Annotated in this window: 11 protein-coding genes; 8 read left to right on the forward strand and 3 right to left on the reverse strand. The window is 70.1% G+C overall.

From position 1 onward, the window contains the following. Window positions 1–92 precede the first annotated feature (92 nt). Window positions 93–1007 (reverse strand): UTP--glucose-1-phosphate uridylyltransferase GalU, encoded by a 915-nt coding sequence (gene galU, locus DWQ67_RS01230; protein ID WP_121483762.1) that lies wholly within the window; start codon window positions 1005–1007, stop codon window positions 93–95. Window positions 1008–1061: 54 nt separating this feature from the next. Here galU and DWQ67_RS01235 point away from each other — a divergent pair, with 54 nt between their 5' ends. From DWQ67_RS01235 to DWQ67_RS01245, 3 genes are all read left to right on the forward strand, one after another. After that, a complete protein-coding gene (locus tag DWQ67_RS01235; RefSeq protein WP_121483763.1) occupies window positions 1062–1421 on the forward strand; it encodes a holo-ACP synthase in 360 nt (119 codons plus the stop codon). Further along, window positions 1418–3079: an NAD(P)H-hydrate dehydratase gene (locus DWQ67_RS01240; RefSeq protein WP_121483764.1), complete on the forward strand. Its 1662-nt coding sequence runs from the start codon at window positions 1418–1420 to the stop codon at window positions 3077–3079. The genes DWQ67_RS01235 and DWQ67_RS01240 overlap by 4 nt, the downstream gene beginning before the upstream one ends. A 108-nt stretch (window positions 3080–3187) precedes the next feature. Further along, a complete protein-coding gene (locus tag DWQ67_RS01245; RefSeq protein WP_121483765.1) occupies window positions 3188–5671 on the forward strand; it encodes a CDP-glycerol glycerophosphotransferase family protein in 2484 nt (827 codons plus the stop codon). Window positions 5672–5713: 42 nt separating this feature from the next. Here the strand turns inward: DWQ67_RS01245 and DWQ67_RS01250 are convergent, their stop codons facing one another. Continuing rightward, the gene (locus DWQ67_RS01250) at window positions 5714–6910 is read right to left on the reverse strand and encodes a glycosyltransferase family 2 protein (RefSeq protein WP_199712562.1); all 1197 of its coding nucleotides are present in this window, start codon (window positions 6908–6910) and stop codon (window positions 5714–5716) included. A 107-nt stretch (window positions 6911–7017) separates the two neighbouring features. Between DWQ67_RS01250 and alr the strand changes: the two genes are divergently transcribed. The 5 genes from alr (at window position 7018) to tsaD (ending at window position 11313) form a co-directional block, all read left to right on the forward strand. Continuing rightward, complete coding sequence (gene alr / locus DWQ67_RS01255) at window positions 7018–8247, forward strand: alanine racemase (RefSeq protein WP_233555856.1); 1230 nt, start codon at window positions 7018–7020, stop codon at window positions 8245–8247. 8 nt (window positions 8248–8255) lie between these two features. After that, on the forward strand, window positions 8256–8819 hold the full coding sequence (gene tsaE, locus DWQ67_RS01260) for a tRNA (adenosine(37)-N6)-threonylcarbamoyltransferase complex ATPase subunit type 1 TsaE (RefSeq protein ID WP_121484218.1): 564 nt from the start codon (window positions 8256–8258) through the stop codon (window positions 8817–8819). A 69-nt stretch (window positions 8820–8888) separates the two neighbouring features. Further along, the gene (tsaB, locus tag DWQ67_RS01265) at window positions 8889–9635 is read left to right on the forward strand and encodes a tRNA (adenosine(37)-N6)-threonylcarbamoyltransferase complex dimerization subunit type 1 TsaB (protein WP_121483767.1); all 747 of its coding nucleotides are present in this window, start codon (window positions 8889–8891) and stop codon (window positions 9633–9635) included. Further along, window positions 9632–10237 carry a ribosomal protein S18-alanine N-acetyltransferase gene (gene rimI, locus DWQ67_RS01270; RefSeq protein ID WP_121483768.1) on the forward strand — a complete coding sequence of 202 codons (606 nt, stop codon included), beginning with the start codon at window positions 9632–9634 and terminating at the stop codon, window positions 10235–10237. Before tsaB ends, rimI begins: the two co-directional genes overlap by 4 nt. Further along, window positions 10234–11313 carry a tRNA (adenosine(37)-N6)-threonylcarbamoyltransferase complex transferase subunit TsaD gene (gene tsaD, locus DWQ67_RS01275; protein WP_121483769.1) on the forward strand — a complete coding sequence of 360 codons (1080 nt, stop codon included), beginning with the start codon at window positions 10234–10236 and terminating at the stop codon, window positions 11311–11313. The genes rimI and tsaD overlap by 4 nt, the downstream gene beginning before the upstream one ends. Before the next feature lie 7 nt (window positions 11314–11320). On the opposite strand, the gene DWQ67_RS01280 is transcribed toward tsaD, so the two are convergent. Further along, entirely contained in the window at window positions 11321–12463 is a 1143-nt protein-coding gene (locus DWQ67_RS01280; RefSeq protein ID WP_121483770.1) for a glutamate--cysteine ligase, read from the reverse strand. Between the last annotated feature and the right edge of the window lie 168 nt (window positions 12464–12631).

Here is a 12631-nt window from a genome sequence, read left to right on the forward strand (position 1 = left end):
GCCCCAGCCGGGCGCCTCGCTTAAGAAAGACCGAAGAAGCCCCGGACCGCATGGTCCGGGGCTTCTTGAGTGTTGATGGGCGGTGGTGGGGCCTACTTGTTTTCCCACGTGGGTGCGGTGGGCACGTATTCGCGCAACCACTGCACCAGCTCCGGGCCCAGATCCGCGCGCTCGGAGGCCAGCTGGATCACGGCCTTGATGTAAGAGATCTTGTCTCCGGTGTCGAAGCGTCGGCCGCGGAAGATCACGGCGGTGACGCCGCCACCCTGATCAGCTGGCATGCCGGCCAGCTCAAGCAGCGCGTCCGTCAGCTGGATCTCGTTTCCGCGACCGGGCTCGGTGGTCTCTAGCACGTCAAAGACGGCGGGGTGGAGCACATAGCGGCCAATGACGGCCAGGTTGGAGGGGGCCTCCTCGGGGGAGGGCTTCTCCACCAGAGTGTTGACCTTCACGTAGTTCTCCCCAGGAACCTCTGTGACGTCGGCGCAACCATAGGCGGAGATGCTCTCGTGGGGCACCTCCATGAGGGCGATGACAGAACCGCCCACACGCTCCTGTACTGCAATCATGTCCGCGAGGAGGGTGTCCTTGGCATCGATCAGGTCATCGCCGAGCAGCACGGCAAAGGGCTCGTCGCCCACGTGGCCGCGGGCGCGCAGCACGGCGTGGCCCAACCCGCGGGGGTCGCCCTGGCGGATGTAGTGGATGTCCCCCAAGTTCGTCGCGTGCTGCACGGAGGCGAGCTTGTTGTTATCGCCCTTCTCCCGCAGCTGGGACTCGAGGGAGGGCATGCGGTCAAAGTGGTCCTCGAGGGAACGCTTGTTGCGCCCCGTCACCATCAGCAAATCATGCAGGCCGGCAGTAACTGCCTCCTCCACGACGTACTGAATCGCGGGCACATCCACGACAGGGAGCATTTCCTTGGGCATGGCTTTGGTGGCGGGTAGGAAGCGAGTCCCCATTCCCGCGGCCGGAAAAACGGCCTTACGGACTTTCGCAGTGGTCATGGTCGCTATTTAATCACCCAAGTGCAAGGGCCCTCAGAAGGCTACGATCGTGGGGTGATTGTGGGCATTGGAGTGGACGTGGTGGCATTGGCGCGTTTTGAGCGTCAGATAGAGCGGACACCCGCCTTAGTTGAGCGGCTCTTCTGCCCCGACGAGCGTGTGCGGCACCCGCGTTCCCTGGCTGCGCGCTTTGCCGCGAAGGAGGCGGTGGCCAAGGCGCTTGGTGCCCCCGGGAACTTGCGCTGGCATGACTGCGAGGTGGTGACCTCACCCTCCGGGGCGCCGTCCATCCGCGCGTCCGGAACGGTGGCGGAGCGGGCCACGGCGCTGGGCGTCTCCAGGTGGCACGTCTCTTTGACGCACGACGGCGACTCGGCGATAGCCATGGTGGTGGCGGAGGGTGACGGGCTGTGACCGGCGTGTGGCCCGGCAGTAGGCTGCGCGCGGCGGAGGCCGCCGCGATTGACGCGGCGTGCGCTGCGGGGGATCCCGATCGCTACATGCGTGTGGCGGCGCAGGGCATCGCGACGCTGGTGCTGCGCCACCTGGGGCGCGGCGGCGCGCAGGTGCGACGCAGCGCCGTGCCGGTGATCGCCGCGCCGCTGCCCCAGCGCTCACAGGTGACGGCCCTGGCCGGCAGCGGTGTGGCCGGCGCCCGGATCGTGGCGCTGGTGGGGCCGGGCAACAACGGCGGCGACGGGCTCTACGCGCTGGCCGCCCTGGCGCGACGCGGCGCTGCGTGCACCGCAATCCTCCTGGCCGAGCGCCACCACGGGCGCGGGGCGCAAGCCCTGCGGCTGGCGGGAGGCCGCGTGAGAATGGCCGGCACGGCGGGGGCGGAGCGGGCCCTTGCCGCCGCCTCGGTGGTGCTCGACGCCGCTCTGGGCACCGGAGCGCGCACAGCGGGTTCGGCGCGGGGCCGGGTCATGGCCTGGCCTCAGCTTCCCGATGCGGCCTGGCGAATTGCCTGCGACCTGCCCTCCGGCCTGGATGCGGAGGGCGAAGAGCCTGGGGCTGGGGGAGCCTGCGCTGGTACAGAAGTGCAGCCGGTGGAATCCCAGCCTGTGGAACCCCCCTGGGTGGACACGACGGTGGCGTTGGGTGCGCCGTCGCTGGGCCTGGTGCTCGGCCGTGGCCGGGAGCTCTGCGGGGAGGTGCACGTGGTGCCCGTGCCGGGGCTCTTGGACCCCACCCTCCTGGGGGAGCCCGCCGTGCAGTTGCTCAGCCCGAACGAAGCGTTGGACAGCATGCTGTCACCACGCGCGGGCGATCACAAGTACAGCAGGGGAGTGCTTGGCCTCGTCGCCGGCTCGCCCGCCTACCCAGGAGCGGCCATCCTGTGCGCCAAGGCGGCGCTGGAGACCGGCGTGGGGATGCTCAGCGCATTCACTCGCGGCACGGCAAGGCTGCAGTTTGGCGCCGCCGTCCCGGAGGCTGTGGTCTCCTCTCGCGACCAGGCACCGGACGGGCCGGCGGCAAGCAGGGTGAACGCCTGGGTGCTTGGCCCAGGTCTGGGCGAATCTGAGCAAGACCTGGACGCTGCCCGCAGGGTCCTCGCGTCCGGAACCCCCGCCGTCGTGGACGCCTCCGCGCTCGCCGTCGTGCAGTTGCCAGCGCTAGCGCCAGTGCCAGTGGAGTCGCCAGCGCCGTCGCGTCCGTGGATCCTGACCCCACACGCGGGCGAGCTGCGCGCGCTGTCCGAGCGGCTGGGGCTTGACCTGCCTGACCCGGCACGGTGGCCGCTGGCGAGCGTGAAGCAGGCGGCGCGGGCGCTGCGCTGCGTGGTGCTATTGAAGGGTTCGTGCACGCTGGTGGCGACCCCGCAGGGCCAGGTCTTTGCCGCGGCCAGCGCGGGGCCGGGGCTGGCGGTGGCCGGCAGCGGGGACACGCTCGCCGGAATCCTCGGCGCGGTCCTGACCACGCACGTGACCCGCAGCGGCGCGGCCACGCCCCAGGAATTGGCGCGGTGGGCCGCCGCGGCGGCGGTGGTGCACGGGCTGGCCGGGGCCGCAGCCCCTGGCCCAGCGGAGGGGCTCAGTGCGGGAATCCGAAGCGTGTTGCAGACCCGCTGAGTCCACCGGATGGGCCAATTCGTCGGCGTGCGTGGAAGAATGAGCCGAGCTGATCTTGAGTGCTGGGTGAAGAGGCCCGCACCGCACGGCAAGGGGGAGTAGACACACGTGGGCACCAATGGCTTTGATTTTGCCCGCGGGAATCTCTCCAAACTCACCCGCCTGCCGCTCTACGCGCTGGGAAAGCCCGCGCAGTGGCTCATCCCGCGCACACCCAAACAGTGGGTCTTTGGCAGCGGCGCAGGCGTGGCACAGGGCGCCTGGGAGCTGTGGCAAGAGGTGGCCCGGCGCGAGCCCATGGCCCGCATGGTGTGGCTGGTCGCCAATGACGCGCAAGAGGACCAGGCCCGTGAGGCGGGCATCGACTGGGTGTACGCCCAGAGCTGGCGCGGGTTCTGGCGGACCCTGCGCGCCAAGACCCTGGTCGTCACCCACGGGCTGGGGGATGTGAACCGCTACGCCTCCGGGGGTGGCTACGTGGTCCAGCTCTGGCACGGGATTCCCCTGAAACGCATTCATCTTGACTCCCCGGCCACGCTGAACCTTGGCCGGCGGGTACCCGCCGTGGTCACCGCGCTGCTGCGCCGCCTCTACCGCGCGGGTTCCCGCCGCATCTCCCTTTTTCCCGTCCCGTCCGCCCTGGTGGCCTCTCGCATTCACTCCGCCTTTGACCTGCCCCCGGAGCGCATCCTGATTTCCGGTGACCCCCGCGACGAGGCCCTTGTGAGCGGCAGCAAGCGCGAGCGCGCCGCCCTGGCCTGCCGTGTGTTGGAGGGCGCGGGTGTGGTGGGTGCTGAGGACTCCGGCCGGCGCGTGGTGCTCTTTGCCCCCACCTGGCGCGACGGGGACCAGGACCCTGCGGTGCCTGGGCCGCAGGAGCGCGACGCGCTCCAGGGGCTGGCGGAGGAGCTTGACCTGATCATTGTGGTGCGCCCGCACCCGTTGGGGGTGGGGTCCTACCGCTCCGCCCTGGCCGGCGCCGACCGGCTGCGCATGGCGGACTCCGAGGCGGTGGCGGACGTCAACCAGATCCTGAGCGGTGTGGAGCTGCTGATCACCGACTACTCCTCTGTCGCGATGGACTACTCGCTCACCGGCTCCCACCTGGTGTGGTTTGCCCCGGACCGCGAGGAGTACGAGCGCACCCGCGGTTTGTATGAGGACTATGCCACCACCACCGGTGAGCATGAGAAGGACTGGGCCGGCGTCGTCGAGCGGGTGCGGGAGGCACTGAGCGTGCCCGACGGCGCGACGGCGCGGGCCTCGCTGTTGGCCACGCGCTCGCTGCGCGATCGCTTCTTTGACGTCACGGAACCCGGCGCCCCTGGGCGCGTGTACGACGCGATCCTGGCGGATCGCACGCCGGGCCAGCACCGTGACGAGGAGTCCGTGTACCAGCCGCAAGCGGGCGCGGACGTGAGGGAGGCCGAACCGGTGGCGTCTGACGTGGCGAGCTCTGAACCGATGACTCCGGGGCCAGTGGTCTTTTTTGAGAGCTTCTACGGGCTGCGTGCCAACGACAACCCCGCCGGGATCGACGCCGCCCTGGCGCGGCTGCGCCCGGAGGTGCGCAGGATCTGGAGCGTGGCGTCTGAGGCGGTTCAGGTGCCCAGCGGCGCGGAACAGGTGGTGGAGGGAACCCCGGCGTGGGAGGCCGCCCGCCGGGACGCCGGACTGTTTGTCCTCAACGACTGGCTCCGCACACCCGTGCCCCGCCCGGGCGAACAAAAGGTGCTGCAGACCTGGCACGGCACCCCGCTCAAGAACCTGGCGCTGGGGCGGCCCAAGGTGGGCCTGCGCACCCGCCTGGCCATCCTGAAGCAGTCCCGCCGATGGGACGCGCTGCTGAGCCAGAACCCGTACAGCTCCCATCGCCTGGCCACGGACTATGCGTTCAGGGGGCCGGTGTGGGAGCTGGGCTACCCGCGCAACGATCGTCTCAGCCCTGCGGACCCCGCGGCCGCCCGCGCCGCCGCGAGGGTTGACCTTGGACTCTCGGCGCACGCCCGCGTGGTGCTGTACGCACCCACTTGGCGCGATGACGGGCGGATTGTGCTGGACGGCGCGGGGATCGCGCGCGTGCAGCGGGCGCTCAGCGCGGCTGACTCGATTGGCGCGGCTGGCTCGGGTGGGGAGGGCACCGAAGGCGACGACGTCGTCATCCTGGTCCGCGCCCACAGCCGCGTCGCGGAGGGGCTCGGGGACGCCGGCGCGGGAACCGCGGTCCGCGATGTCTCTGGGGAGAACGGGCTGGAACGCCTGCTCCTTGCCGCGGACGTGCTGGTCACCGACTACTCCTCGGTGATGTTTGATGCGGCCGTCACCAGCATCCCCATGGTGTTTCACGTTCCCGACCTGGAGCTGTACCGCGATAGCCAGCGCGGCTTTGGGCTGGACTTCGAGACGCGGGCCCCGGGCCCGCTCACGCGCACGGAGGAGGAGCTGGTACAGGCGATCCGCGCGGCGAGCACGGGCGACGCTGAGTTTGAGTGGCGATACGCTGCCTGGCGGGCGGACTTCACGCCCTGGGACGACGGCGCCGCGGGCGAGCGTGTGGTGCGCCGGCTGGAGGCCGAGGGTTTCCTGCGCTGAGGTGCCTGGCTCTCCTGGCCCGGGTTTCTTCAGCAGGCGCGACTAGCCCGCCGCGGGGTCCTCGATGCGTACCCGTGAGGTATCCACGGTGCCCTCGCCGCCGGTCACCACGCCGCGCAGGAAGCCGGTTCCCCATGCCACGTGCATGGTGGCGAGCACGCCCGGCACCAAAACCCGGGCGGCCAAGCCACCCGCGTTCTTGGCGCTCACGGCCGTCCCAAGCAACAGGGCAAGGTAGAGGCCCAGCGGGGCGTAGGCCAGGGAACCGACCAAGCCGAGCCAGCCGTGCAGCACACCGGTGGCCTGTAGGACGGCCACGATGATGGCCACGGTGATGAGGAGCACCAGCGCTGGCGGGGCAAAAAAACGCAGGGAGTTGCTGGCCCCGTGGCGCCTGACCAACTCTCCGCGCCACACGCCGGTGGCGTGGAACTGCCGGGCCAAGGCGCCCCATGAGGCGCGCGGCCAGTACGTCACCGTGAGATCTGGATCGAAGTAGACCAGGTGGCCGGCCTCGCGCAAGCGAAGGTTGAGCTCCCAATCCTCCCCGCGGGCAATCCCCTCGTCGAAGAGGCCCACGGCAAAGAGCGGCTCGCGGCGGAACACGCCAAGGTAGGCGGACTCGGCCGGTCCGGCCTCCCCGTGCCCGTGATAGGCGGCGCCGCCCAGGCCCATGCGGGAGTTGTATCCCACCGCGATGGCGCGCTGCACGGCGCCCTTGCCATGGGCGCTCATGACGCCACCCACGTTGGCGGCGCCCGTGCGATGCAGGGTCCGCACGGCCGCTCGCGTGTAGCCGTCGGAGAGCGTGGCGTGGGCGTCCACGCGGACAATGATGGGGTGGACGGTAGCCCGCAGGGCCAGGTTCAGACCCTTGGAGATGTTGGCCTCGGGATTGTGGACCAGGCGCAACCTGGAGTCCGCCGCGGCCAGGCGCGCGGCAATCACATCCGTGCCGTCCGTGGAGGGGCCAAGGGAGAGAACCAGCTCCGTCTGACCCGGGTAGTCCTGGGTCAGGACCGCGTTGACCGCCTCTTCCAGGTCCGTCTCCTCATTCAGGACGGGCATCACGTAACTCACGCCCGGCCACTGCTCAGCCCCGGCGGCTGCGCCGGCCTCCCCGTGGACGGCTGCGCCTGCCTCCGCGCCGACCCGCGCGCCTGCCTCCGCGTCGACCCGCGCGCCCGGGTAGTCCGGATCGGAGGGGCGCTGAGTAGGGGTGGGAGAGTCGGCGGGCATGGGCACGATTCTGCCACGCCAGCGTGGCCCTGCAGGTGCAGACAAAGCCGGTCGGCGCCAACAAAGCAGGGTGAAGACGGCTGATCGGGACGACTAAAGTGGGGCCCGTGCACCACGACCCCTCACTCCCCGCTGAACCAGAGCGCCTGGCGAGCATCGATCTCTGCGCGATCCGCCACAACATCCGCCAGATCGTGGCGCGGACGAGCCCGGCCGCGGTCATGAGCGTGGTGAAGGCCAACGCCTACGGTCACGGCGCGGTTCCCGTGGCCAAGGCGGCGCTGGAGGCCGGGGCAACCTGGATCGGCGCCGCCCACGTGGCAGAGGGCCTTGCCTTGCGTGCTGCGGGCATCGACGCCCCGCTGTTGTGCTGGCTACACACCGAGGCCACCGACTTTGCCGCCGGCATCACGGCGGGGATTGACCTTGGCGTGTCCGGCTGGGAGCTGGAGGGGATCGCCAGCGCGGCGCGTGCGGTGCGGATCCCCGCCCGCGTGCACCTCAAGATCGACACCGGGCTGGGCCGCAACGGCAGCACCCGCGCGCAGTGGCCGGCGTTGCTGGAACGGGCCGCGCAGCTGGAGGCGGACGGAGTGTTGCGGGTGGTGGGCATCTTTTCCCACTTCGCGGTCGCGGACGAGCCAGAGCGCCCAGAGACGGACGAGCAGCTCCAGGCGTTTCGCGAGGCGGTGGCCCAGGCACGGGAGGCGGGCCTTGAGCCTCAGGTGCGCCATCTGGCCAACTCTCCCGCGCTACTCTCGCGGCCGGACACCCACTTTGACCTGGTGCGCTGCGGCCTGGCCACCTATGGGCTTTCCCCGTTTGAGGGCGTCACCAGCGCAGATCTCAAGCTGCGTCCGGCCATGCGCCTGTCCACGCGCCTGGCCAACGTCAAGCGGGTGCCGGCCGGGCATGGCGTCTCTTACGGGCTGCGCTACAGCACGGATCGGGAGACGGTCTTTGGCCTGGTCCCGCTGGGCTACGCGGACGGCGTGCCACGGGTCAGCGAGGGCGGGCCCGTGCTGATCAACGGCTCCGTCTACCCCAGCGTGGGGCGCGTGGCGATGGACCAATTTGTGGTGGACCTTGGCCCGGATGCGGACGAGGACGCGCTCCTGGGCGCCGAGACCGTCCTGTTCGGCGGCGAGGGCGCCCCGGCCGTGGAGGAGTGGGCCCGCGCGGCGGGGACGCTGAATTACGAGATCGTCACCCGCATCTCCGAGCGCGTGCCGCGCAGGTGGTTAGAGGCGCCCAGCGCCGGCGGGCCCCAGGACAAGCGTCCACAGGACGAGCCTCCCCAGAATCAGCACCCCGCAAGCAGCGAGGAAGGACAGTAGTGGAGCAGATGCGCCTGAACCTGGAGCTTCCCAGCGCCCCATCCACCCAGGAGGCCGCCCGCAGACTCGGAACTGTGCTGCAGGCCGGTGATTTGCTGGTGCTGGTGGGGGAACTTGGAGCCGGAAAAACCACGTTCACCCAAGGGCTGGGGCTGGGACTTGGCGTGCGCGGCGGGATCATCTCCCCGACCTTTGTCCTGGCCCGCAGGCACCCCTCCCTGACCGGCGGCCCCGAGCTGGTGCACGTGGATGCCTACCGGCTCGGCTCCGCCGGAGAATTGGAGGACCTGGACCTGGTGGACACCATGGACCGGGCCGTCACCGTCGTGGAGTGGGGACGCGACCGCGCGGAGGGGCTCTCCGACTCCCGCCTGGAACTGGAGCTGATCCGCCCGGTCGGCGGCGCATCCGAGCTGGAGCGCGCAGCAGATGCCCCGGCCCCTTGGGAGAGTGAGGAGCTGGAGGACGATGCGACGCCGCGGCAACTGCACCTCAGCGCTCACGGCCCGCGATGGGACGCGGCGGCCTGGCAACGGCTGCGCTCGGCCCTGGAGTCCCACCCCCTTCCCTGAGCTAGGACGTGCTCGCAGGGGCACGCGAACAGAGCGAGGGCATGAACGCGGCGGGCGTAAACTGGTCGCGTGCGTCTGCTTGTCATTGACACCTCCTCCGTCGTCTCCGTCGCCTTGATTCAGGCCCCGGACGATTCCTCCTCCGGCGACGCTCAGATCCTGAGCGACCTGGTCGGAACAGACACCCATCGCCACGCCGAGGACCTGACGCCCGCGGTGCGCTCCGCGCTCGCCGAGGCCGGTTGGGACGCGCCGGACGTGATTTTGGCCGGAGACGGCCCCGGCCCCTTCACCGGGTTGCGCGTTGGGCTGGCCACGGCCCAGACCCTGGCCTTTGCCTGGGGCATCCCCGTCTATGGCCTCTGCTCCCTGGATGGCCTGGCGCACCAGGCCGCGCCGCTCGCGGTCGCGGCGGGCGCCTCGGAGCTGCTGGCTGTCCTTGATGCGCGGCGCAAGGAGCTCTACTGGGCGCGCTACTCCAGCCGCGGGGAGCGCCTGGATGGCCCCCACGTGGGCGGCGTGGAGACCCTTCCGATGCGCGCGGAGACCCTGCCGGTCAACGGCACTTCCCTGCCCGACGGCGTGGTGCTGGCCGGCGCGGGCGTCGCCGCCCGCTCGGAGCAGTTGGCGGCGCACCCGCTCCCGGTGTTGCCGGGAACAGAAAGCCTGGCGGTGAGCGCCGCGCACCTTGGCCTGGCGTGGCTTGAGCAGGGACGCCCGCAGGACGCGCCGCGGGCGCGCTACCTGCGTGAGTCCGATGCGGTGGTGCCCGGCTCCATGGCCGGGGTGGACGTCAAGGCAGGGCAGCGCGGATGAGTCCGCATGCACCGGGACCGGCGCACCTGCCGGACGCACCGGCGTCGGACCTGGAAAAGGCCCCCGCCGGCTACACCATCACCACGCTGGGACCGGAACACGTGCCGGCCCTGCATGCCCTGGAGACGGTGCTCTTTCCGCTGGATGCCTGGCCGGAGCAGATGTTCCGCGAGGAGCTAGCCCACCCAGAATGGCGTCGCTACTGGGGTGTGCGCACGGCCACGGGTGAGCTGGTGGGCTATTGCGGTGCCCAGTATTCGCCGCGGCTGGCGGATGTGCAGACCATCGGTGTGCTGGCCGCGCACGAGGGGCACGGGCTGGGGAGCTTCCTGCTGCGCCTCATGGTGGAGCGGGCCAGCGCGTGGGGCGCCACGGACCTGCTGCTAGAGGTGCGCCAGGACAACCCGCGCGCCCAGGCCCTGTACGTGCGGCACGGATTTGAGACCATTCACACCCGCAAGGGCTACTACAACGACGGAACGGACGCGCTGATCATGCAACGCGCATTGGGTGGCAGTGACTCGGGCCGAGGCGACGTCCACGGCGACGTCCAAGGCAACGGTCACAGCGGGCCAGTGCCCGCCGAAGGAGAACAAGCATGAGCGCCGATGCACCCCTGGTCCTGGGGATCGAATCCAGCTGCGATGAGACGGGGATTGGCCTGGTGCGCGGCACCGAGTTGTTGGCCAACGCCGTGGCCAGTTCCATGCAGGAGCACGTGCGCTTTGGTGGGGTCATCCCGGAGATTGCCTCCCGCGCCCACCTGGAATCGCTGGTGCCCACCCTGCGTGAGGCGCTGGCCACCGCGGACGTGACGCTGGCGGAGGTGGATGCCATCGCCGTGACCACCGGCCCGGGACTCGCCGGCGCCCTCATGGTGGGGGTCGCAGGAGCTAAGGCGCTGGCGCTGGCCACGGGCAAGCCCCTCTACGCGGTGAATCACCTGGTGGCGCACGTGGGAGTCGGCGTGTTGGAGGGCGGCGAACTGCCGGATTCCCTGGCGGCGCTGCTGGTCTCCGGCGGGCACACGGAGATTCTGCGCGTGGGCTCGCTGAGTTCCGATGTGGAGCTGCTGGGCAGCACCATCGACGACGCAGCGGGGGAGGCCTACGACAAGGTGGCACGCCTGCTTGGCCTGCCGTACCCGGGCGGTCCAGTGATTGACAAGCTGGCGGCGCAGGGAAACCCCAAGGCCATCCGCTTCCCGCGCGGGCTGAGCCTTGGCAAGTTCATGGGCACGGCGGAGGCGCCCGGCCCGCACCGCTACGATTTTTCCTTCTCCGGGCTCAAGACCGCCGTGGCGCGCTATGTGGAGGACTGCCACGCCCGCGGCGTTCAGGTTCCTGTGGCGGATGTGGCCGCGAGCTTCCAGGAGGCCGTGGTGGACGTGATCACCAAGAAGGCGGTCCTGGCCTGCCAGGAGCACGGGCTCAAGAACCTGCTCCTGGGCGGAGGGGTGGCAGCCAACAGCCGCCTGCGTGAATTACTGACAGCACGCTGTCAATCGGCGGGGATCGGTCTGCGCATCCCGCGCCCCGGCCTCTGCACCGACAACGGCGCCATGATTGCCGCCCTCGGGGCACAGCTGGTCCAAGCGGGCGTAGCCCCGACCGGCACCGACTTTGGGACGGACACGGGAATGCCGCCGTCCGTGATCTCGCTGCCGCCGGCCGCGTAAGCCGGGCCTAGTCCTCCATGCGCAGGCGGCGCGTGTTCTGCAGCACCACCTCGCGCAGGTCACCGTCATGCGCCGCGGCCACCGCGCGCTGGCGCTGGTAGCCGGCACCCTCTGTGACGATCCGCCAGACGTCGGCCAGTTCCTGCTCGCACCCCAGGCGCTTGGCCACGGGGGCCAGGCGCGTGAGCTCGTCCGCGAGGTGCTCGGTGACCAGCTTCTCGTTGCCCGCCGAGTCAAGAATGATGATCGCGTCGAGCCCGTAGCGGGCGGCCCGCCACTTGTTTTCCACGCGGAACCAGTTGCTCATCACCGGGATGTGGCGGCCCGCGTCAAGCTGCGCGGACATGTCCGCCACCAGGCACTGGGTGAAGGCGGCCACGGCGGCCACCTCGCGGATGGAGGTCAGCCCATCGCAGATACGCATCTCCACCGTGCCGAAGCGCGGAACGGGGCGCACGTCCCAGCGGATCTCGTTGATCTCATCCACCACGCCCGTGTGGACCATGTCCGCCACGTACTTCTCATACTCGCTCCACTGATCAAAGTGGAAGGGTAGGCCGCCGGTGGGAAGCTGCTGGAACATCAGGGAGCGCTGCGAGGCGTATCCGGTGTCGTTCCCGCTCCAGAAGGGGGAGGAGGCGGAGAGCGCCAGCAGATGGGGCTGGTAGTTGATCAGCCCGTCCACGATGGGCAGGGCCTTGGCGCTGTGGTCCAGGCCGACGTGCACGTGCACGCCGTAGATGACCATCTGGCGGCCCCACCACTGCGTGCGATCAATCAGGGTCGCGTAGCGCTCCTTGTCCGTGACCGGCTGCAGCTCCGGCGGGGCAAACGGGTGCGAGCCCGCGCTGTAGAGCTCCACGCCAAGCGGGTCGGTGATGCGGCGCACCTCCGCGAGCGTCTCCGAGAGCTCGGCGCGAGCCGAGGCCACCTCGTGGTGCACGCCGGTCACCAACTCCACGGTGTTGGAGAGCAATTCCTGCGTCACCCGCGGGTGCTCATCATCGATGCCGAGGCCGTCCTGGAGCTTGATTCCGTCCAGAACCTCCTGGGCCACCGAGCGCAGGTCGGCGCTCTGAGCGTCCACCAGGGCAATCTCCCATTCGATGCCCAGCGTGGATGCCTCAGATTGCGCGAAGTCGATCTGCACGTAGTTTCCCTCCAACCGAGGATCACCCTCACGGTGACCCTGCTTCCCCCGATTCTAGAACCGCCGCGCCCTCTTGCCTGACGAAACGGCGTCGCTTCGTCACCGAAGGGGATCATGGCGCGCCCCGCGGGCCCCCTTCTGTGACCCGCACGACCCGCGCAACCCGCA

Origin of the sequence: Galactobacter caseinivorans, from assembly GCF_003640665.1 — a bacterium.
Lineage (GTDB): Bacteria > Actinomycetota > Actinomycetes > Actinomycetales > Micrococcaceae > Galactobacter > Galactobacter caseinivorans.

Excerpts from the sequence above, each read along its gene's own strand:
- tsaE (WP_121484218.1), top strand. The coding sequence starts at position 8,256 with ATGCGCCTGAACCTGGAGCTTCCCAGCGCCCCATCCACCCAGGAGGCC.
- rimI (WP_121483768.1), top strand. The coding sequence starts at position 9,632 with ATGAGTCCGCATGCACCGGGACCGGCGCACCTGCCGGACGCACCGGCG.
- DWQ67_RS01250 (WP_199712562.1), bottom strand. The coding sequence starts at position 6,910 with ATGCCCGCCGACTCTCCCACCCCTACTCAGCGCCCCTCCGATCCGGAC.
- tsaD (WP_121483769.1), top strand. The coding sequence starts at position 10,234 with ATGAGCGCCGATGCACCCCTGGTCCTGGGGATCGAATCCAGCTGCGAT.
- galU (WP_121483762.1), bottom strand. The coding sequence starts at position 1,007 with ATGACCACTGCGAAAGTCCGTAAGGCCGTTTTTCCGGCCGCGGGAATG.